Raw genomic sequence first — 23044 nt, 5'->3', positions numbered from 1 at the left:
CTTTTTTATGATTAGTGCATAGAAAGAAAGAGGAAGGAGCGAGCGAAATGTTTTTAGCTCTGCGTGAATTGAAACAATCAAAATTAAGATACGGATTAATCGGACTGATTATGGTGTTATTATCATTTTTAGTTCTTGTTATTTCAGGATTAGCAAATGGACTATCATATGATAATGCTTCATCGATTCAAAATATGGAGGCGAATAAGTTCGTTTTAGCAGATGATGCGGAAAATAAATTACTTCGTTCACAAATTAAGAAAGACGATGTAGATAACGTAGTAAATCAAGTAGGCGAGAAAGAAGCCGTTCCGTTTCGTGTGAAAGTTTCAACATATGAAAAGAAAGATAGTTCGAAAAAGGTTGATATCGCTATTTTCTCAAGTGAACGGGATTCATTTTTAGAACCGAAAATTGTAAAAGGGGAGAAATTAGGTACAGCAAACAACGAGATGGTTGCTGACGAATCGATTAAAGAGAAGGGAATCGATCTTGGAGATACAATTATCGATCCTGTTTCAAAGAAAGAATTTAAAATCGTCGGATTTACGAAAGATCAAATGTTTAGCCATACACCAGTCGTTTATGTAAATGAAGACGTATGGGGATCCATTTCACAACCAAACCAAAAAGATTATAGTGCAATTGCACTTAACGCAGATAAAGAGATTAAAAATGCTCATGTTATCGATAAAAAAGAAGTACTGCAAAGTATTCCAGGATTTAAAGAAGAGCAAGGAACATTAACGATGATTATTGCGTTCTTACTTGTTATCGCTGCGTTATTAATCGGTGTATTCTTCTACGTTATTACACTGCAAAAAACACAGCAATTAGGTGTATTAAAAGCAATCGGTACAAAGAACTCGTATTTAGCAAATAGCTTAGTCGTGCAGGCGTTATTCTTATCAGTCGTTGCGATGGTAATCAGTATCGTTCTTGTACAAGGGTTAGAACAAATTTTACCAGCAGGTATGCCGTTCTTATTAACAACACCGATGATTGCGCAATATGCAGCAATCTTTATCGTAATTAGTATTTTAGGAACACTTATTTCGTTATACCAAGTATTAAAAGTTGATGCATTAGAAGCAATTGGAGGCGGGATGTAATGACTTCATTATTAAAATTAGACAAAGTAAGTAAAGTGTACGGAGAAGGGAATACGGAAGTAACAGCCCTTCATCCGATATCGCTTGATGTGAAAGCCGGAGAATTTATCGGAATCGTCGGTCCTTCTGGATCAGGGAAAAGTACGTTATTATCAATCGCGGGTGCATTATTATCACCATCAAAAGGGGATATTTACATTCGTGAGCAAAATATTACACAGTTATCAGAAAAGGAAATGACAGACATTCGTTTGAAAAAAATCGGCTTCATTTTCCAGTTTGCAAACCTTGTTCCATATTTAAATGTGAAAGAACAGTTACTTTACATTGCAAAGCTAAAAAAAGAAAGTAAACAAGAATCCGAAAAGCGTGCAGATCATTTATTAGCGGCATTTGGATTAGGAGAAAGAAAGAATCATTATCCAAATCAACTATCTGGCGGGGAAAAACAAAGGGTAGCAATCGCTCGTGCGTTCATGAACAACCCAGATTTAATATTAGCGGATGAGCCAACGGCAAGCTTAGACTCAAAACGCGCACGTGAAGTTGTTGAAATGATGAAACGCGAAGTGAAAGAGAGCCAAAAAGCAGCAATTATGATTACACATGATGAAAGAATGCTTGATGTATGTGATCGTATATTGACGCTTCGAGATGGACAGTTAATATAAAAAAAGGAAAACCGTACATGTATGTGCGGTTTTCCTTTTTTTATGGACTTATTTAGAGAATAACGTTTTAATTTTATTACGAGTAAGTAATAAAACACCGCCTAATACAGATAGCATTCCTAGAGCCATATTGTTTGATTGCTCGCTACCAGCGTTAGGAAGTTCTTTAGCGTTATTGTTTTTAGTACCATTATCTGCTTGCGTTTGTTTAGACTGTGATACTTCATTAATCTTGTTATCAACATTTTGCTTCGTTGTATGTAACTCAGCTAATTTGTCGTCAATTTTTTTCTCAGTATGCTTAAAGTCGTTGATTTTAATATCTAAGTCTTGTTTTTTCTTTGATAAATCATCTGAAACAGTTTGTTTCGATTGTTTAATTTCGTTAATTTTATTAATTAAATCTTGTCTAGCTTCTTGTAAAACAGCTAGTTTGTTTTTTACATCTTGTTTAGCTAATTCTAAGTTAGCGGAAAGACTGTCTAAATTGCCTTTAATTTTCTTAAGTTCCTCTAACGTGTTACCGGTATTCGGCTTGTTTTCTTTTAGTTCAGCGAGTTTGTCCTCAGCAGTTTGTTTCGCTTTCTTTAACTCAGCTAATTTTTCATCTACTTGTTTTTTAACTTCCTTAAGTTCATTAACCTTTTGATCAATGTTCTCTTTATGTTGCTTCATTTCATTCACTTTTTCATCGACAGTTTGTTTATGTTCTTTAATCTCATTCACTTTGTTATCGATATTTTGCTTATGTTCTTTTACTTCAGCAACTTTATCTTCTACTTGTTTTTTATGCTCTTTAATTTCAGCGATTTTATCTTCGGCGATTTGTTTGTCTTGCTGCAGTTTTGCATCTAGTTCTTGTTTATGCTGTTTAACTTCGTTAATTTTTTCATCAGCAACTTGTTTACGTTCATGTAGTTCATTCACCTTCGTATCAACATTTTCCTTAACCTTGTTAAGTTCATTTAATGTTTGATCCACGTTTTCTTTGTGTTGCTGCAATTTTGCATCTAACTCTTGTTTATGTTGCTTAATTTCAGCTAATCGATCTCCCGTACTTTGCTGAGGAGTAGCATCATTTACTTCAGCATGAGCAGAGTTCGCGCTAGCAATCATTGCTAAAGCTAGTGTAGACGCAGCAATTGTTTGTTTTGTTTTCATATTTTTGTACCTCTTTTCTTTCATATGCATGAACTGTTTTGTGTAAAAATGAGCATATAGAAGTAGATTCTTCCATCATTATATACCATCTGCGCCGTCTAGAGGAAGTATTTGCATAATAATCTATGATTATGTAATTTTTATAATCTCTTATTTTGGAGTAGGGGATAAATCTTTAGCTAGATGAACAATTTCTTCAATAGTAAAGCTTACATCTTTATTATTGCGAATAACAAACAAATAATCAGCCTCATTTTCTATAGGATCTACCACATCATCGTGAAGTGATTCAGTTTGTTGTCGATCAAATACTTCTTTGAAACTAGAATATCCACCTCTAAAAATATTGGTACTTCGCGTGCTTCGAGCCACTCTTTCGTAAAGTACATCATCTGGAATGTCAAAATGAACGAGTATGCGTACATATTCATTCTGTGGAAATAATTCGTTTAGTAAATATAACCTTCCATTTTTACTGCGATTGGAGTTACTAATGATAAGGTGTAAATTTGAATGTTCTTTCGCATAATCAACAATGAATTTTGAAAGACCGTGCTTAAATGTATTAGGGCCTTTAGCCGGCTGTAATTTTTCGTAATGCGTGTTAATAAATTCAGCTTGATTATCTTGATCCATAACGAAAGAGTGGGGTAACTCTTTTTCTAATGCTCTTGCAAATGTAGTTTTTCCACTGTGTGTTTTTCCAACTGTAATGATGACTAATCTTTTCATGACGCCCTCCATTTGTATTGTTATGAACTGGAATGTTCGGTGTAGATCGAAATCTTCCTGCTAGAGATTACACAAATTATTGGAGCGTTAGTAGGCTGAAAACTTGACAAAAAAACTTATTTATGCTATAATTTACCGATATAAAAATAAGGTGTATAATAGGGTTCTCCTGGCCAGGGGAACCCTATTTTTGTTGTGAAAATGAAGGAGAGTGTATGTGCGTGAAACAAGGTGAAGCAAGTGTAACGTCGTTAGTATCAGCATTCGGAAGGGCGTATCATAGTGAATTTGATAGTCCTAAAATCTTTAATGATTATGTAGCTAAAGATTTCATTTCACAAAAAGAACGTAACAATATTGAAACGAACATGGTTCAAGGGATTCACTTTTTCAATACAGACATTGCAGAGCAGTTTCAAGACAATCCAAAAGAAATATTAAAATGGATTACACAAGTTCAGTTATCACCAACACCTTTAGCACGTGCCGCATATTGTGAAAGAGTATTACTACATGAAATTACATTAGGAGCGAAACAATACGTCATACTCGGTGCAGGCTTAGATACGTTCAGTTTTAGAAACCGAGAGTTAGAGAATAAAATAGAAATATTTGAAGTGGATCATCCTTCTACGCAGGCGTTTAAGAAGGAAAGAATAAAAGAAGTAGAACTTGAAGTTCCAAATAACCTTCATTTTGTTTCGATGGATTTCACGAAAGGATTTTTCTATGAGCAGTTACGGAATGAAGGATTTGAAAATAAAAAGACGTTCTTTAGTCTATTAGGTGTAACGTACTATTTAACGAAAGAGGAACTTTCTAGTTTAATAGAATGTTTATTTGAGGTGGTTCCGGCAGGAAGTTCTATCGTTTTCGATTATCCCGATGAAAACTTGTTTACGGAAAAGGGACTGTCCAATCGAGTTGAAAATATGGTAAAAATGGCTGCGGTAGGCGGAGAACCGATGAAATCATGTTTTTCTTATGCCGAAATGGAAGCACTGTTAGAGAAGGCGGGCTTACTCATTTATGAACATTTATCGCCAGAAGACATAAATAAATTATATTTTGAAGGACGAAACGATTATTTGAAAGCTTTTGAGACAGTGCATTATGTGCATGCGGTGAAAAGGTAGGAAATTAGTAGGCATGGGGAGGAATCTCTGTGTCTTTTTTTATAAAAAGGAAATGAGCTGTAGTGGTGGAAAATATAATTATAAATATGTATAAATTAATGTTTTGTAGAAACTAAAGGGAAGGGGAAATAGAAGATGTTGAAATTACGAGGAAAATACAATGAAGCAAAAGTATATACTACGAATGTAGAAGAAACGGCAGCAGGTCAAATTATTGATCTTTGTAACCAAGAATTCGTAAAGGATAGCAAGATTCGTATTATGCCAGATACACATGCGGGTGCAGGTTGCACGATTGGGACAACAATGACAATTCAAGATAAGATTGTTCCTAATTTAGTCGGGGTTAACTAATCGGCTCAGACTTTAAACTACTCACTCAATTGACTGGGAACCCTAACGATAAAAGGCGAGGGCAATCAGCAGCCAGTGGTTATGGTGACATAATCGAATGGTTCAGAGACTTGTACCATGTTAGCAGACTAAGGTACAGAATTATTCTTCATCCATTTTGAGTTGAAGAGGAATAATTAATACGGTGAGCCTACAGTAGAGACTGCATATCTCGATGACTGTAGAGAAGGTATAGTCCACACTTTCAGGAAACTGGGAGGTAAGTACGATATTGGTTGTGGCATGGAGGTTGTTATAATTAATAAGAAAAAAGAGGAAATCAACTTCGATTACTTAGACGAAACGATACGTAAATTTGTCCCAAGTGGTTTTCGTATTCGAGATAAGGAACATAGATTTTCAAAAATGATTGATTTTAATAGTGTAAGAGCCCCGTTTACATTGCAACGTGCTCAAAAAAGTATTGGTACACTTGGCGGGGGCAATCATTTTGTCGAACTGAATGAGGATGATGAAGGAAATGTATACATTGTTATTCATAGTGGTTCGCGTAATTTAGGGAAACAAGTAGCAGAGTACTATCAAAACTTTGCTTACGAGCAACTTATAAACGTTAAATCTATTAAAGAAGAAATGATTGAGCGTTTAACGAAAGAAGGCAGACAACAAGAAATACATGAAGCTTTACGTGAAATTAAGAAACCGGTGATTCGTAAAGAATTAGCTTATTTAGAAGGACAAGGATTTAAAGATTACATGAATGATATGAAAATTGCACAAAAATATGCGGAGTTAAATCGTAAAGCAATGATTGATGAAATCGTCACTAAAATGGATTGGAAAGTAACAGATCAATTCACTACAATCCATAACTACATCGATATGGACAATATGATTCTAAGAAAAGGTGCTATTTCAGCTCAGAAAGATGAACGAGTAATCATTCCAATCAATATGAGAGATGGTTCAATCATTGCATTTGGTAAAGGAAATCCAGATTGGAACTTTTCTGGCCCTCATGGAGCAGGGCGTATTATGAGTCGCAAGAAGGCGAAAGAAGTACTTAACTTAGAGGATTTTCAAAATACAATGACAGAGGTTTGGACTACATCTGTTGCAGAAAGTACTTTAGATGAAGCACCAATGGTATATAAGCCAATGGATGAAATTATTGAGAATACAAAAGAAACAATTGATATTAAACATATTATTAAGCCACTTTACAATTTTAAGGCTAATTAAAAGAGGAGTAACGTTTATTAAAGAAAGAGAACTTGAAAAGATAGCATATTTTGTGGCGGTTATATAACAGAGATTAAAAAGACAACATATTAAACTAAGAGATTCATCATATTCATTTACATTTATGTAATGTAAAAGACTAGAAAGCTATATTGGCGCGAATTGCTAATTGTGGAGTGTGAAAAAAGACAAAATCTCTTAAAAAACACTTAATTTTTTATTCCATTAATCTTTACAATCTCCCCCTATAATGTGAATTGGACAAGCACCTAAGAGAAAGCAGAATATGTCAGTTTGTACATTCTATTATTAGGGGGAGAATTTGTATGAAAAAGACAGTTGCTTCGTTAGCAGTTATGGCGGCATTATTACCGACATTTTCAGCACATGCGGAAGGGAAAGAGCAAGTTCGAAAATCAGCTACAACTTTTAATGTTATTAGTGACATTCAAGGTGATTTAGGAGATTTTGATCACGTATTAAAAGATATGAATAAAGTAACGCCACTTTCTAGAGCGCTTATTATGAATGGGGATATAACGCCGACTGGACAACAGTCACAATATGATGATGTAAAGCGTGTGTTAAATAAAAATAAGCATCCGGAAAATGTATGGTCTACTGTGGGGAATCATGAGTTTTATGCTGGTAAATGGACAGCGGATGGGAAACTCTCTCAAAGTACATGGCCAAATGGTGTAACGGAAGAAACACTATTTGGTCGCTACTTACAATTTAGTGGACAAGAAAAGGTATATCATAAAAAAGAATTAGATGGCTATCCACTTTTATTTTTAGGAACTGAAAAATATATGAAATACCACGATTCAAAAATGTGGGACGAAGTATATATGAGTGATGAGCAATTAGGTTGGTTAAAACAAAATTTAGAAGAGTATAGTCAAAAAGATAAAAATAAACCAATCTTTATTTTCTCTCATCACGTTTTACCTGATACAGTATCTGGATCAAGACAATCACCATATTTACAAGATTATTTAAACGTGGATAAATTGTACGATATATTAAAAGACTATCCGCAAGTTGTTTTCTTCACGAGTCATACGCATTGGGATTTAAACTTACCTGACTGGGCTGGTAAAAAGAAAATTAAAGGTGGAGATGAAAAAGGTTTCACTGTTGTAAATACGGGCGGGATTGAAACAGGCTGGATGTCAGCAGGACCAAATGGAGGAGAGAAAACTGCTCCAGATGGCTATTCATTTAAACAAGGGTTACAAGTGAAAGCATATGGTAACGATGTAATTGTGACAGCTTACGATTACAAACGTGATAAGGATATAAAGAAGTTATTAATTAGTGATTCAAAAATTGCGCAGATGGCACCAAATGTAACGGCAGATGATAGTGAAAATATAATTGTCGGTGCAACTGAATATATGGAGTATTCTATAGAAGGAACGAATGAGTGGCATACGTATAGTAAAGCAAATCCTCCGAAATTTAATGGAGATAAAGTCGTATACGTACGCCATAAAGGTGAAATGAATTTAGAGCCGGGATTAACACAGTTACTTCGTTTTTCGGTAAATAAGTGATTGGAGGGAGTCTGCATTTGAATGTGTGGGCTCTTTTTATTTTGTCACTTTTTGTCGGTAAGTCGATATATTTGAGAAATCGCCGATATAAATTGAGAATCGCTGATATATTTTGAAAATCGCCGATATAAATTGAGAATCGCTGATATATTTGAAAAACCGCCGATATAAATTTCATGTACCGAATTTTAATACATTTTTAACCGAGAAAGGTGACTTCACCATTTTTACGTGTAATAATAGTAACGTTACATATATTGTGAAAGAAGTACAAAAGGAGCGTTACAATGAATTTAGCTAAATTCCCGAGAAAAAAATATACAGAATCATATACACCAATTGAAAAGTTAAACAACTTTTCTGAAGCACTTGGTGGCCCGACTATTTATTTTAAACGAGATGATTTACTTGGTTTAACAGCTGGTGGCAATAAGACGAGAAAATTAGAATTTTTAGTTGCAGATGCACAGGAAAATGGTGCAGATACGTTAATTACAGCTGGTGGTATTCAGTCAAATCATTGCCGCCTGACACTGGCAGCTGCGGTAAAAGAAAAAATGAAATGTATCCTTGTATTAGAGGAAGGGCTTGAGCCAGAAGAGAAGAGAGACTTTAACGGAAACTATTTCTTATATCACTTATTAGGTGCTGAAAATGTAATTGTTGTACCGAACGGAGCAGACCTGATGGAAGAAATGCATAAAGTAGCAAAAGAAGTAAGTGAAAAAGGGAATACACCATATGTAATTCCAGTTGGTGGATCAAACCCTACGGGCGCTATGGGATACGTTGCTTGTGCGCAAGAAATTATGGCGCAATCATTTGAGCAAGGAATTGATTTCAGTTCAGTTGTTTGTGTAAGTGGTAGCGGCGGTATGCATGCTGGGTTAATTACTGGTTTTTCTGGAACACAAAGCCATATTCCTGTAATCGGGATTAACGTAAGTAGAGGAAAAGCTGAGCAAGAAGAGAAAGTAGCAAAACTTGTAGATGAAACTTCAGCACACGTTGGTATTCCAAACTTTATCCCGCGCGACGCTGTTACGTGCTTTGATGAATATGTAGGGCCAGGCTATGCGTTACCAACGCCGGAAATGGTAGAGGCAGTTCAGTTACTTGCGAAAACAGAAGGTATTTTACTTGATCCAGTGTATACAGGTAAGGCGGTAGCGGGATTAATCGACTTAATTAGAAAAGGTAAATTTAATAAGGAAGACAATATTTTATTCGTACATTCAGGTGGTTCACCAGCTTTATATGCGAATACTTCTTTATTTGCGTAAGTGTAAAAAGCATTGGGTATCCAATGCTTTTTTGTTATATACTGGAATTATCTAGAGGTGGGAGGATTATATGAACTCAAATTTAAAATGGATCATATATATGGTACTCGGCATTTCTATTCTATTAATCTTATTTGTGGCTTATGGGGTGTATTCTTATTTTACATTTTAAAACGTAATGGAAGTGAACCATAATGTAATGTATGTTATAGTTTGATATGTTAATTACTTACAATAATTTCTACAAGGAGAATACATAATGAGAGCAAAGAAACTAGTAACGTTAGCAGTTCCATTTATGCTGTTAGTCGGATGCGAGGTAGGAGATAAAGATTCTACTCATAAGACTGAGCAAACTAGTAAAGCAATAACGAAAACAGTAATTTCTGAACAACAGTATCCGTACTACATATGTGAGCAAGTGGTAGAGTTCCAATTTAAGAAGGATGAACTATTACTAAACTTAGGAGAATCCTTAAAGGACAAAGAAAAAGCAAAAGCTGTTTTAAAAACATCAAACGAGATAGATAAAATTTTAGACAATATGGAACACATAAAAGTACCTGATACATACAAAGACATTCACAAATCCATACAAGAAGGGGTAACAGAGGCAAGAAAAGCAACGAAGTTAATTAAGGATGCTGGTAAAGAAGATAAACAGAAGATTCAAGAAGCTACAATGAAAGGTACTGAATTTTTATCAGGTGTAGACGGAGAGCATTGGAAAAAAGCAATTTATGAGTTATCACAGGAAAACAAAGATGCTTATAGTAAGGCACTTGATAAGAAAGTAAAGGAGCACTCAAAGTAAAACGGTAACTTGTAACAATACATATCTACCTAAAATTTCCGCGAATGCTATGCTAGGAAGTTAGGCGGGAGATTACTGTCCTTAAATGTGGTTGATTAAAGCTACAGCCACATTCTCCTGTTCTAATTAACTAAAAGAAGAACTTCCCCATCCCGATTAGACTACTGATCATTCCTATTCCACTCATGGTGCCTTTTCCTGCTGTAAGTAAGTTTCCAAGCATTCCTAGCTGACCGTTACCTCCGTTATTTCCCCATCCCATTGGGGCCCACGGACCACCCCATCCTGAAGGGTTTCCAAAAACACCCGAGTTATTGGTATTGAAATGAAAAGGCTTGGCTGGCGGCGATAGTAAAGCTGCAAGATGACCTTGTGCGAACATCCCTGTATGATTGAATGGTTGTGCCCAGGGGAAGGGAGGTTTTTGAAAATTAAAACCTGCATGACTTGGTAATGGAGTCCAATTAGCAGGATGACCTTGGGGCATTATCCCTGCATAATTAATTGGCTGCCCCCAAGAGAAGAGAGGAGGGTGGGGATTGAACCCCGTATAATTGGCTGATGAATCCCAACTAACTGGATAGACTCGGTAACTCCAATTCTCAGGAATCTTCAAATCATTCATTACCTCAGATGTAGTTATTTCGGACTGTGAATATAATGAAATTTGGTTATTATATTGTTGCCCATTTCCCTGTGAATTCAAATACCAATATTGGTCCATACGCTTATTCTCCTCACTTTAAAAATGTAATGTTAGACTTAGCCTATGTAATATTCCTTTTTATGGATGGTTACATAACTAGATCTACAAGCCTGTATTTAAAGGAATGGGTGCGTGGTCTTTTTGGTTTTTCTCGCTGCCTGTAAAATTCCCATTGATTTAAAGCTTCACTTTATTTTAGAAGGGGATTTTCAGTTGCTTATTTTGTGTATTTCAGCCTAATTTAAATTCCGTTAACAAACATTTTTATAAAGGTTTAATCAACAAAAAGATTTTAAAATGGTATGTTGAGCAAGTGGAATTGCTAAAAAGAGAATATCCATTCGAAGAGTTTGGCAAAATACTGCAAGGGTAATATTTTCTTGTGCAAATATGTAAACGATTTAAACGAATCAATGAAATTTATAATGAAGGGGCAATTAAATATATGAGTGAAACATTACATAAAAGAAAACCACCATATGTAATGCTTGTAATCCTTTTTATTGGGGCATTTGTTTCATTTCTAAATAACTCCCTTTTAAATGTAGCCTTGCCATCAATAATGAAAGATTTAAACATTCAAGATTATTCAACGATCCAGTGGCTTTCTACAGGGTATATGCTTGTAAGTGGTATATTAATTCCGGCCTCAGCATTTTTAATAACGCGTTTCTCGAATAGGAGCCTATTTATTACATCTATGGTGATTTTTATTCTTGGTACTGCCTTAGCGGCTGTAGCACCTAACTTTGGTTTATTACTTACTGGTCGGATGGTTCAAGCGGCAGGCTCTTCAGTTATGGGACCTTTGTTAATGAATATTATGCTAGTAAGCTTTCCAAGAGAAAAAAGGGGAACAGCAATGGGGATTTTTGGACTAGTTATGATTACAGCTCCAGCAATTGGGCCGACACTATCAGGTTATATTGTAGAGTATTATGACTGGCGTTTGCTTTTTGAAATGATTTTACCGTTAGCAATCATTAGCTTACTGTTAGGGATTTGGAAATCTGAGAATGTCATGAAACAAAACAAAAATGCAAAACTTGATTATCTCTCATTACTATTATCTTCTGTCGGTTTTGGCGGTTTGTTATATGGATTCAGTTCTGCAAGCTCCGATGGCTGGACGAATAAAGTTGTCTTAACAACCTTAATCATAGGCGCTATTGCCCTAATTGCTTTCATTATTCGTCAATTAAAAATGGATGAGCCGTTATTGGATTTACGTGTTTACAAGTACCCAATGTTTGCACTTGCGTCTGTAATTGCAATTGTCAACGCGGTGGCCATGTTTTCGGGTATGATTTTAACACCAGCTTATGTACAAAACGTCCGTGGTATTTCGCCGCTGAGCTCTGGGCTGATGATGCTTCCAGGTGCGGTAATAATGGGGATTATGTCACCAATTACAGGTAAACTATTTGATAAATATGGTCCTCGGATTCTTGGCATAGTGGGGCTTTCCATTACAGCTGTTTCAACGTATATGTTGGCAAGTCTGCAAATTGACTCTAGTCACACACATATTATTCTTATCTACACACTGCGGATGTTTGGGATGGCGATGGTTATGATGCCACTTATGACAAATGGTCTTAATCAATTGCCAACTCGCTTAAATCCGCACGGTACAGCTGTTAATAATACAGCTCAACAAGTGTCCGGTTCGATTGGTACTGCTATTCTTGTTACGATTATGAATTCTGTAACAAAAACGAAAGCTGAAAGTTTAATGTCTCATATAGATCCAACAACCTTCACAGAAACTACGAAGGCAATAGTAACTCAGAAAGCTTTATTATCTGGAATTCAATATTCATTTTATGTAGCGCTTGGCATGAATGTTGTTGCACTACTACTAGTTTTTTTCGTTAAACGTGTAGATACAAGTGCGGAAGCTGTCGAGAAGTTAAATCGGTAGAGAAGAATAAAACCTTAGATAATGATTCCTACAAGTTTTTTACTGCTAAGGCGCCAGTATTTAAAATGGGAAAAGAACTGAAAGAAGCAGTGACATAATTATGTAGTGAAAGAGGACCTGATGTTCATATCAGGTCCTCTTTCACTAGTAACACGGTATATTTGCTTATCGTATTGCTTTAACTAAACTACTGATTTTTCGAATACTACAATCTTAAGAGCGTCAACTTCTTTGTTTTGGGGTGTTTTAGAAGAAAATGAATCAAAATAATCGTTTTTATAAACAAATACAAGAGATGAGATCCATTTGCAATTTCTCATAAACATTACAAGTTTAGATTATCTTTTAACCTCAACATTAAAAGGCTCCAACTATATTTATTCGCTTCATTTTAATTTAGTATTTTTCTACAAGTTATAAATCTAATTGCCAAGCTTATACGTAATATCATAATCATGAATAGTTAGGGAAAAGATAAAATAAGGTAATCAATTACATATCTTTATCCCAGGCGATTAGTTGCTATTTCCTCTTTATTAAATGGGATATGTTATTTCATGCTTTTTTGAAAGGGTGTTTTAAATGGAAAAAAAAGTATCTGCCATTCCTCAGCCGAAAACATATGGACCGCTGGGTAATCTCCCATTAATCGATAAAGATAAACCGACTCTATCGTTTATTAAGCTGGCGGAAGAGTATGGTCCCATTTTTCGAATTCAAACTTTAAGTGATGCCATAATTGTCGTTTCCGGACATGAACTGGTAGCAGAAGTCTGTGACGAAACACGGTTCGATAAAAGTATAGATGGTGCTTTAGCAAAAGTTCGTGCCTTTGCTGGAGACGGATTATTTACAAGCGAGACTCACGAGCCTAACTGGAAAAAAGCTCATAATATTTTGATGCCTACATTTAGCCAACGGGCAATGAAAGATTACCATGCCATGATGGTCGATATTGCTGTACAACTCGTTCAAAAATGGGCAAGACTGAATCCGAATGAAAACGTAGATGTTCCAGAGGATATGACTCGCCTTACGTTAGATACAATTGGTCTATGTGGTTTTAATTACCGATTTAATAGCTTTTATCGTGAGACACCTCATCCTTTTATTACTAGCATGACCCGTGCTCTAGATGAGGCGATGCACCAATTGCAGCGGCTGGATATAGAAGACAAACTTATGTGGAGAACGAAACGTCAATTTCAGCATGATATCCAATCTATGTTTTCTTTAGTAGATAATATTATTGCTGAACGTAAAAGTAGTGGAAATCAGGAAGAAAATGATTTACTTTCCCGTATGTTAAATGTGCCAGATCCGGAAACTGGTGAAAAATTAGATGATGAAAACATTCGTTTCCAAATTATCACTTTTTTAATAGCTGGGCATGAGACAACAAGTGGATTGTTATCTTTTGCAATTTACTTTTTATTAAAGAATCCGGATAAATTGAAAAAAGCCTATGAAGAAGTAGACCGTGTTTTGACAGATGCTACTCCAACATACCAACAAGTTATGAAACTGAAGTATATACGGATGATTTTAAATGAATCACTGCGTCTATGGCCTACCGCTCCAGCATTCAGTCTCTATGCAAAAGAAGATACAGTGATTGGCGGGAAATACCCAATTAAGAAAGGAGAAGATCGTATTTCTGTTCTTATTCCACAGCTACATAGGGATAAAGATGCATGGGGAGACAATGTGGAAGAATTCCAACCTGAACGATTTGAAGAGCTGGATAAGGTTCCTAATCATGCTTATAAGCCATTTGGAAATGGCCAGAGAGCATGTATCGGTATGCAATTTGCACTTCATGAAGCCACTCTTGTAATGGGAATGCTTCTTCAACATTTTGAATTAATCGATTATCAAAACTATCAGCTGGAAGTAAAACAAACATTAACGCTAAAGCCCGGCGATTTTAAGATTAGGATTCTACCCCGAAAACAAACTATTAGCCATCCTACTGTTCTTGCACCTACAGAGGACAAGCTGAAAAACGATGAAATTAAGCAGCACGTTCAGAAGACACCTTCTATTATTGGGGCCGATAATCTTTCACTTCTTGTTCTGTACGGCTCGGATACAGGTGTAGCAGAAGGTATTGCAAGAGAATTAGCGGATACAGCTAGTTTAGAAGGAGTTCAAACGGAAGTGGTAGCTCTTAACGATCGAATTGGAAGTTTGCCAAAAGAAGGAGCGGTACTTATTGTGACTTCTTCTTATAATGGAAAACCGCCAAGTAATGCAGGGCAGTTTGTGCAATGGTTGGAGGAACTAAAACCGGATGAGCTAAAAGGGGTTCAATACGCAGTTTTTGGTTGTGGAGATCATAATTGGGCTAGTACCTATCAACGGATTCCAAGATACATTGATGAGCAGATGGCTCAAAAAGGAGCAACAAGATTTTCTAAACGCGGAGAAGCAGATGCAAGTGGTGATTTCGAGGAACAGCTCGAGCAATGGAAACAAAGTATGTGGTCTGATGCAATGAAGGCATTTGGATTGGAGCTCAACAAAAATATGGAAAAAGAGCGCAGTACTTTGAGTTTGCAATTTGTCAGTCGTCTTGGAGGATCTCCTCTTGCACGAACATATGAAGCAGTTTATGCATCTATACTAGAAAATCGTGAACTCCAATCATCCAGTAGTGATAGAAGTACACGACATATCGAGGTATCCTTGCCAGAAGGCGCTACATATAAAGAAGGAGACCACCTTGGAGTGCTGCCAGTTAATAGCGAGAAAAATATCAACCGAATTTTAAAACGTTTTGGATTAAATGGGAAGGATCAAGTTATACTGAGTGCAAGTGGACGAAGTATAAATCACATACCTTTAGACAGTCCTGTTAGTTTATTGGACCTTCTTAGTTATAGTGTCGAAGTTCAAGAAGCAGCCACTCGTGCACAAATACGAGAAATGGTAACATTCACAGCATGTCCTCCTCATAAAAAAGAATTGGAAGCATTATTAGAAGAAGGAGTTTACCATGAACAAATATTAAAGAAACGGATTTCAATGTTGGACCTTCTTGAAAAGTATGAGGCTTGTGAAATCCGATTTGAACGCTTTTTAGAACTTCTTCCTGCGCTCAAACCGCGTTACTATTCTATTTCAAGCTCTCCACTCGTTGCACAGAATCGTCTGAGCATTACGGTCGGTGTTGTTAATGCGCCTGCATGGAGTGGGGAAGGGACATATGAAGGAGTCGCTTCTAATTACTTAGCTCAGCGTCATAATAAAGATGAGATTATCTGTTTCATTCGAACGCCACAATCAAACTTTGAATTACCTAAAGATCCAGAAACACCAATTATTATGGTTGGTCCAGGTACTGGAATTGCACCATTCCGTGGATTCTTGCAAGCGCGTCGTGTTCAAAAGCAAAAAGGTATTAACTTAGGACAAGCACATCTATATTTTGGTTGTCGTCATCCTGAAAAAGATTATCTTTATCGTACAGAACTAGAAAATGATGAAAGAGATGGATTAATCTCTTTACACACAGCTTTTTCTCGTCTAGAGGGACATCCAAAAACATATGTACAGCATTTAATAAAACAAGATAGAATCAATTTAATTTCGTTATTAGATAATGGAGCTCATCTTTATATATGTGGTGATGGAAGTAAAATGGCTCCGGATGTAGAAGATACCCTTTGTCAAGCATATCAAGAAATTCATGAAGTCAGTGAACAAGAAGCAAGAAATTGGTTGGATCGTGTGCAAGATGAAGGGCGATATGGAAAAGATGTTTGGGCTGGTATATGACTGTTTCTTAATTAGATACATATTAACTAATGAACTTCTTTCGAATAAATTTCACTTTATTAGTATAGTGTATTTAGATGAATAGTGATTAACCGGACTATTTAGTATCTACTAAATAAAAAACAGGACCTGATATGCATCTATCGGGCCCTGTTTCACATAGACATTATACATCGATATTTTCCACGCATTATTAATGTTTGTAATGTAGTTAGCCTTTTGAGTCAGCTATAAAATCAGATATTATTTTTTCAATATCGAAAGGAGTAATCCCTTTATCCAAAGAAAAAATGCTTTCTGCTTCTTCGATGTCTTGAACGAGTTCACCTCTAGCTTCAATATGTAATCGGAACAAGTCATATAAATTCGGTTTAACTAAATTAGTTAAAGCCTTTCCGACTAGTATCATACCTTTTTGATTAGCCTCGATGGTATTATCATAAGTTAGATCTCTTGTAAGAGACAAATCTGTCCAAATCAATTTTCGTTCCTTTAAGTCTAAAATAACTGGAATAGAGATTTGGGTGTCGGCAGTAATATCCACTTTATCTTGAACAGTAGAAGGTTCAAATATTTCACCTGAACCAGGATATTGACGAACCATCCAACCAGTAAAGCATTCTGGTAAATCTTTATACGGTTGGTCTGTGTAAGAAAGCAAAGTCATGACTACATAGCGTGCACCATATTTCAGCACAGACGGAATATCGAAATCAATGAATTCAGATGCCCCCTTTGGTGCAGAAGTAATATCTCCGCTATGGTAGGCTTTGAAATTTTTTGAACGTAAGTTCGTGAAGGATACATGTTCTTTGTATTGCCAATCTTCGTCGTACATTGCAGCAGATAAATCAATGTCAACACGTCCTGTATGTTGTCCATTCACATAGCCTTCTTTCCACCATAGGAAAAAACGAATCGTATCTCCTTCTGGCAAATCTACTTTACTTCCTCGAGATAATGTGCGAAGCGCTTTGCTGGCTGAACGTTGAGAGAAGGGAACTAAGTGATTTTTTAACTGTTCATCCAAAAATACTTTTCCGAGACTTGGAAGTTCTGCGAAGCGATTTTTTAAAGTATCTTCACACATTTTTACAATCATTAAACAAATATCCTCTGAGATAAATGGAAGTGTATTTTCAATACCTATAGCTTTTGCTACATTTCCCTTTGGAAAAAAGGTGCGAAATTCATTTTTATCATTTCGATGCTTAAAATGAGCTGTGAGTTGAAGTAATACAGGAGTAGAAACGTTTCCTATTATACTTAGAAAATCTTCGAGAATATTGAAAACATCTGTTGACTTATCACTACATAAACGGATTAAATGATCCAAGCGTCTGGCAAATTCCCCCGGGCGAGTTTTTAAAAGATTTTTTGCTGTCATGATATCACGATTCAACAAAGCTGCTTCTATTTTTCCATTAAATGTTTCAACTTTAATGTTGTTGCGAAGAATCTCAAATGCTCGGTGAGTTTTTGGGAAACGAGTATGATATTCTGCTGGATGAAGAATTTCACCTAAACGAATCCAACGTTTTTTGTATCGAAGCATATCTTCGGTAATGTTTCCGCATTGCTCTGACAATCCTAAAAGGAAGCGTCTTTCTGCTCGGTTAAACTTCTTGAATCGGACGGAGGATGCTAAACTCACATCCCCTTCAGATAAAGCAACTGCAAGGCGAAGAACATCAGTTGCTGTTTTAAAATACTTTGCAGCAGCATCGGCTGATATTTTTCTGTTTATTAATAAAACCCCAATTATAAAAGACATATTTTCCTTATGAGGAATTACATTAGGTAGAAAACAGGAAACATCTTCAGTGTGTGTAATAGCCCATTCTACATCCGTCTTATCAGTTGAGGAAATAGAGCTGTTTGCACTAATCAATTGAGAAATCATTTGATTGAAATCTTCTTCACTTCCTAAGTCAATAACTTTCAAATCAACTCTATCTAAAAGAGGGAGTCGTTCTTCTACTTTTGATACAGGTAGGCGCAACGTCACATAATGAATAACGGCATTGATATATAAATCAGCGTCACTTAAATGCATCATTTGTTGCGGAAAGTTTGGATACATAGGAGTAAACTGAATATGTGCACCAACCATTTCTTTTAAATGTTTTACCAACTCTTTGTAAAACGATGTGAATGCATCAACCGAAAGTGTTTGCAACTCTTCTATTAAAGGCTCGGAAAAAGTAAATCCTAAACTTTCCAAGTTTTTTAAAACAGTGGCTAAATAAATGTTCGGTAGTTTATTTTCTTCTCTTTTTATAATTACTTTCAAACTTCTTCTTATATAAATAGAATTTTTCATGAGAACGCCATCTATTCACGCCTTATAAAAGAGGGGAATAGTCTGACTGTCCTCCTTTCAGTGGTAGATTTTTATTTTTATATGTATAAACACAATAATTGTAGAAAAATGCACAGAGGGTACATAGCTATTTTTTAGTGAAAAATTAGGGGTATAACATTTAGTTGTTAAGTGGTAATTTGTTAATTAAGAAAAGAAAACCTCTACATCAATGGTTGATAAACTAAAGTTTATGCAATCCCAAAGAAGAAAGAGGTTTTATAGTCTAATTATTTTTCATAGGGAATTGACAACTCTAAAACAATTTGAAATTTCTACAAAGAAGGAAGAATTGTCATAGCCTATGTGTTTAGCAGGAAAGTAACATCCCTATTTGGCCAAAGAAGTTAGAAGGAAGGAACGTCATAGCCTGCTTTATTAGTATATTCTCATGCGAAGAGAAATTCAAGTATACTGTCTGATTTTTTATTTTTTTCTTAAAGGGGAATTTTCATGTTCAGCAAGTAAATATGTTGAAGTGACCCAATATGAAAGTTTTATATGAATCAAACTGTTATTTATGAGAATTTAGTTCGTTTGCAGCGTTTTGGGAGCAACTTATTCTGTTAGATTTATAGATATAAGGAAGGAACACTTTTGAATGATTTATTACTTGTAAGTGACTGTTCAATGCATCGTACTATTAAAAAATCTAAATTTAATCATTAAATTGCGATAAAATGTGGTCGGAAATAATGAAATTTTAGGAAAAATAAGGTACACTAGTTTATGATTTTAGTTGAAAATCGTTTGACGTTAATGCATACGGGGGAAAGATTGATGAACAACAATACAACAAATGAATCAGTTGAAGAAATTGATCAAAAACGAGTAAGATCAAAAAAACGTTATACAAATTGGAAGTTTATTGCAGCGGGTATTGGTGTATTTGCACTTCTTATTGGGGGAATGAGTTATTATCAGGCAACTCACTTCAATTCGAATGTTACAATTAATGACACAAAAGTTGGTGGTCTGAGTGCTGATCAGGCAATACAGAAATTAAAGACATCTGGACTAGCAAACAAAGTCTATGTTGATCAACAACAAATTTTAGATGAAAAAGATACAAAAACGGAACTTACGGAAAAAGATTTGCCTCAAGTTAAGAAACTATTAAAAAACCAGTGGACATTTTTCCCTTCCTCAAAGGGAGAAAATTATTCATTGCTACCAGAGAAGGCAGATCAGTATCGTAGTGAAACGATGAAAAAACTTGTAGAAGAAAAGCTCATCTCTATGAATGAGAAATTAAAAGCGCCTCAAGATGCTATGGCGAAGCTAGAACAAGGGAAAATTGTTATTTCGAAAAGTGTTGAAGGAAAACAGTATGATGTTACTAGTCTACTGAAAGATTATGATAAACAAAAATATAAAAGCGAAATTCATCTGAAGTCTGCATACATAAAACCTATTAAAGAAGACGATCCGATTGTCAAAAAAGAGGAGAAAGCACTACAGAATCTTCTTGGGCAGTCTGTTGAGTATAAAGTGCAGGATGAAGTTTATCCTTTAAAAGCGAAAGATTTAATTCAAAATGCCTCTATGTCAAAGGATATGAAAGTTACAATTGATGCGAGTGACATTAAGAAGAAAATTACTGAAATTAATAATGCCAAATCAACATTAAATAAAGATTTCTCATTTAAAACTCATTCCGGTTCAGTCATATCAGTAAAAGGACAAGGATACGGCTGGGCACTAGATGTTGAAAAAGAAACTAAACAAGTTCAACAAGCCTTTGAGAAAGGCGACAAATCGCTTTCTGCTTCTAATATTCAAGGGAATGGTTGGGAGAAGGAAGGTATCGGTTATAAAACAACATCGAATAATGGCATCGGAGACACGTATGCAGAAGTTTCAATTGCAGAGCAACAAATTTGGATTTACAAAGATGGAAAATTAGTCGTTACAACAAATGTAGTAACTGGTAAACATAGTACTGGTGAAGATACATCACCAGGTGTGTGGTACGTCCTATATAAACGAACACCATATACGCTAAGAGGTAACGCAGTAGGAAAAGCTGATTATGCGGTTAAAGTAGATTACTGGGTTCCATTCACAAATAGTGGTCAAGGATTCCACGATGCCGGCTGGCGAAAAGACTGGGGAAATAATGCTTATTTAACAGGAGGATCAGGTGGGTGTGTGAACCTTCTTCCTAATGTTGCAAAAACTGTATATGATAGTTTGAACACGTATGATCCAGTTATTGTGTATTAAAAAATAGCTACGTATCAAGAAATAAACAAAGCAGGAAATCTTACCTGATGGTATATGAAAAAACACCTCTTGCATTCGCATACTAAGTGTGCAAATGCAATGGAGGTGTTTTTGTTTGAATACAAGAGCTTATTGCTTATAAGAAACAAAGTAGAAAGAAATAATAAGTATTCAAATAGTCAATAAAATTGACAATGAATATCATTTTCACTTAATATAGAATCGTTGCATTTAATTAGACATGAATTTTTTGTTAATATAATAGATTTCTATTAAGTTGTCACATTTAAGAACTATCATTAAATATTTTAAGAATTTAAACGTAGGAAAGGGTAATATAAAATGAACTGGAAAAAAGGCGGATTATGGGTTATTATTTTTTTCGTTGTAAAAGGCACGATTTCTACACTTTTAATCGTTACAGGTGCTAAATATTTTGATTTATCATTTATGCAACTTATCTTATTAATTCTGACCTTATTAGTGATTTCTCTAATAAGCCGAAAATTGCTGTATAGATATAAACAAAACAAAAAGCAAAAAGAGCTAAATATATAAGGAAGCCCCAGAGACCATTGGATTTCTGGGGTTTTATTTTGATAGTTTTTTCGCATGTATATCAATTTAACAGAATAGGTTGTCCAAAATGATAAAATCGATGATGTTTAAAATGCGTCAGTTATTTTTAATAACGATTGATACCCGTATTTCTACAATCTATATAAATGACTCAAGCTTCGCATCTTATGAATTCCCTGAAGTGCTAAACCTAAGCAAAGTAATGAACTATCTTAAGGAAGAAAGTTGAGTTAGCCAATCGCATATGTTTTATTGAAAGGATGTGATTGAATTATGGAACGGCCGAATTGGGGAATTGGAGGATTAGTATTCGTTGGCTGTATGTTTCTTGGTGGAGGAGTGGGATCTATGTTAGGTAATGCCCAAACTGGATGGCTAATAGGAATGGGCGCTGGATTTCTTGGTATGGCTTTAACGAGACTGTTCAGAAAATAATGTAACTGAGATTCTTCTTCTGGTAAATAAGGAAATATGTAAGTAAGTCATGGCATAAGAGTTCTATAAATTATAGTTAGAATCTTCTCTTTTGTATTTGTTTTTTCTAAATTTCTCCATACATAGATACGATTCTCAAGTCGGAGGATAGCACCTTAGGGTGTCTTTTTTATGCTTTTTAAAAATGTCTTACCATATAATAGCTGAGTTTTGCTTTCAGTCTCCGATGCCCATTAAGCATAGAATAAAAATTCTGCACCATTTAAACTCTGATAACAATTCATACAATCAAGAATAATTGAGTTAATAGCTTTCGGTAGATTGCCATCATTTTTTTATAATAGATTAGATTCATTGCCGTTTCAGACCTATGTATGAATTCATAATCTAATAGTAAAAGGAGGAATGATTAAAGGTATGGCGGTTAATGAGGAATCAATTTGTCAACAGTTTGCAAGAATCATTGGCGGTCAAGAAGGATTCGCCGGTGGGAAATGCGTGGCAACAATAAACCGAGATGAAATACGAGCAACAATCTTGGGAAAACGTTTTAGAGTAACAACTTCCTTTTCATTCGAATCACGAGACAATAAAACCGGACGGGCATTATGCCTAGGCCGAGTAGCACTCTTACAAAAAGAAGTCACTGAATTTGTGGCGACAATTATTAAACAAGGAATAATCGTTTCGTCTATACACAATGAGTGGTTATGTGATGATCCAAATTTAATTTACGTTAATATCGAAGACGTTGATGATCCACTAAATTTTGCAAGAAAAGTGAGAAGAGCGTTATGCACGTAATCAATTTCTTTAGTTAAACGAGTCATTATATTAAATTGAAAAGTTCAGCGTGTTGGATGGTTTTATAAAACGAAAGAAGGTGTTTCATATTTGGAATGCCTTTTCTTTATGTTTTCGTTACTAATGTGGGTGGTTAACTGATTACATGCTGTTTATCTTGCAAC

At 35.4% G+C, this 23044-nt stretch carries 18 protein-coding genes; 14 read left to right on the top strand and 4 right to left on the bottom strand.

The genetic code is table 11. The features are described from left to right. Positions 1-47 precede the first annotated feature (47 nt). Together EBQ15_RS11125 and EBQ15_RS11120 are read left to right on the top strand one after the other, a co-directional pair. Positions 48-1112 carry an ABC transporter permease gene (locus EBQ15_RS11125; protein ID WP_000477751.1) on the top strand — a complete coding sequence of 355 codons (1065 nt, stop codon included), beginning with the start codon at positions 48-50 and terminating at the stop codon, positions 1110-1112. Then, on the top strand, positions 1112-1783 hold the full coding sequence (locus EBQ15_RS11120) for an ABC transporter ATP-binding protein (RefSeq protein WP_000202597.1): 672 nt from the start codon (positions 1112-1114) through the stop codon (positions 1781-1783). The genes EBQ15_RS11125 and EBQ15_RS11120 overlap by 1 nt, the downstream gene beginning before the upstream one ends. Positions 1784-1831: 48 nt before the next feature. Here EBQ15_RS11120 and EBQ15_RS11115 read toward each other — a convergent pair whose 3' ends face one another. Both EBQ15_RS11115 and EBQ15_RS11110 read right to left on the bottom strand, forming a co-directional pair. Then, a complete protein-coding gene (locus EBQ15_RS11115) occupies positions 1832-2944 on the bottom strand; it encodes an LPXTG cell wall anchor domain-containing protein (RefSeq protein WP_033693033.1) in 1113 nt (370 codons plus the stop codon). A 150-nt stretch (positions 2945-3094) separates the two neighbouring features. After that, positions 3095-3676 carry an ATP-binding protein gene (locus EBQ15_RS11110; protein WP_000826987.1) on the bottom strand — a complete coding sequence of 194 codons (582 nt, stop codon included), beginning with the start codon at positions 3674-3676 and terminating at the stop codon, positions 3095-3097. A 215-nt stretch (positions 3677-3891) separates the two neighbouring features. On the opposite strand from EBQ15_RS11110, the gene EBQ15_RS11105 reads away from it, so the two are divergent. The 6 genes from EBQ15_RS11105 (at position 3892) to EBQ15_RS11080 (ending at position 10064) form a co-directional block, all read left to right on the top strand. Next, entirely contained in the window at positions 3892-4812 is a 921-nt protein-coding gene (locus tag EBQ15_RS11105; RefSeq protein WP_002164096.1) for a class I SAM-dependent methyltransferase, read from the top strand. Between the two features lie 135 nt (positions 4813-4947). Continuing rightward, entirely contained in the window at positions 4948-5166 is a 219-nt protein-coding gene (locus EBQ15_RS11100) for an RtcB family protein (RefSeq protein WP_000916247.1), read from the top strand. A 282-nt stretch (positions 5167-5448) separates the two neighbouring features. After that, a complete protein-coding gene (locus tag EBQ15_RS11095; protein WP_000454308.1) occupies positions 5449-6408 on the top strand; it encodes an RtcB family protein in 960 nt (319 codons plus the stop codon). 326 nt (positions 6409-6734) lie between these two features. Continuing rightward, positions 6735-7967: a DUF4073 domain-containing protein gene (locus EBQ15_RS11090; RefSeq protein ID WP_000754270.1), complete on the top strand. Its 1233-nt coding sequence runs from the start codon at positions 6735-6737 to the stop codon at positions 7965-7967. 287 nt (positions 7968-8254) lie between these two features. Next, the gene (cuyA, locus tag EBQ15_RS11085) at positions 8255-9250 is read left to right on the top strand and encodes a D-cysteate sulfo-lyase (RefSeq protein WP_001046613.1); all 996 of its coding nucleotides are present in this window, start codon (positions 8255-8257) and stop codon (positions 9248-9250) included. Between the two features lie 259 nt (positions 9251-9509). After that, positions 9510-10064: a hypothetical protein gene (locus EBQ15_RS11080; RefSeq protein WP_001201801.1), complete on the top strand. Its 555-nt coding sequence runs from the start codon at positions 9510-9512 to the stop codon at positions 10062-10064. A gap of 130 nt (positions 10065-10194) precedes the next feature. On the opposite strand, the gene EBQ15_RS11075 is transcribed toward EBQ15_RS11080, so the two are convergent. After that, on the bottom strand, positions 10195-10788 hold the full coding sequence (locus EBQ15_RS11075) for a hypothetical protein (protein ID WP_000373144.1): 594 nt from the start codon (positions 10786-10788) through the stop codon (positions 10195-10197). A gap of 427 nt (positions 10789-11215) precedes the next feature. Between EBQ15_RS11075 and EBQ15_RS11070 the strand changes: the two genes are divergently transcribed. Further along, positions 11216-12694 carry a DHA2 family efflux MFS transporter permease subunit gene (locus EBQ15_RS11070; protein WP_000005138.1) on the top strand — a complete coding sequence of 493 codons (1479 nt, stop codon included), beginning with the start codon at positions 11216-11218 and terminating at the stop codon, positions 12692-12694. Between the two features lie 582 nt (positions 12695-13276). Beyond that, positions 13277-16474, top strand: a complete 3198-nt coding sequence (gene cypD / locus EBQ15_RS11065; protein ID WP_000412777.1) for a bifunctional P-450/NADPH--P450 reductase — start codon at positions 13277-13279, stop codon at positions 16472-16474. A gap of 211 nt (positions 16475-16685) precedes the next feature. Here the strand turns inward: cypD and EBQ15_RS11060 are convergent, their stop codons facing one another. Next, on the bottom strand, positions 16686-18797 hold the full coding sequence (locus EBQ15_RS11060) for a TerD family protein (protein WP_000798029.1): 2112 nt from the start codon (positions 18795-18797) through the stop codon (positions 16686-16688). A gap of 819 nt (positions 18798-19616) precedes the next feature. On the opposite strand from EBQ15_RS11060, the gene EBQ15_RS11055 reads away from it, so the two are divergent. The 4 genes from EBQ15_RS11055 (at position 19617) to EBQ15_RS11045 (ending at position 22880) form a co-directional block, all read left to right on the top strand. Next, positions 19617-21062, top strand: a complete 1446-nt coding sequence (locus tag EBQ15_RS11055) for a L,D-transpeptidase family protein (protein ID WP_001064056.1) — start codon at positions 19617-19619, stop codon at positions 21060-21062. Positions 21063-21404: 342 nt separating this feature from the next. Next, complete coding sequence (locus tag EBQ15_RS11050; RefSeq protein WP_001104105.1) at positions 21405-21620, top strand: hypothetical protein; 216 nt, start codon at positions 21405-21407, stop codon at positions 21618-21620. A 294-nt stretch (positions 21621-21914) separates the two neighbouring features. After that, positions 21915-22076, top strand: a complete 162-nt coding sequence (locus EBQ15_RS31125; protein ID WP_000441008.1) for a hypothetical protein — start codon at positions 21915-21917, stop codon at positions 22074-22076. A 417-nt stretch (positions 22077-22493) separates the two neighbouring features. Beyond that, a complete protein-coding gene (locus tag EBQ15_RS11045) occupies positions 22494-22880 on the top strand; it encodes a DUF1259 domain-containing protein (RefSeq protein WP_001986336.1) in 387 nt (128 codons plus the stop codon). The last annotated feature ends 164 nt before the right edge of the window (positions 22881-23044 follow it).

Source organism: Bacillus sp. 2D03 (genome assembly GCF_003946765.1).
Classification (GTDB): Bacteria; Bacillota; Bacilli; order Bacillales; family Bacillaceae_G; genus Bacillus_A; species Bacillus_A cereus.
Note: the sequence above shows the minus strand (reverse complement) of the source record. Positions and strands in the feature narration are given on the sequence as shown.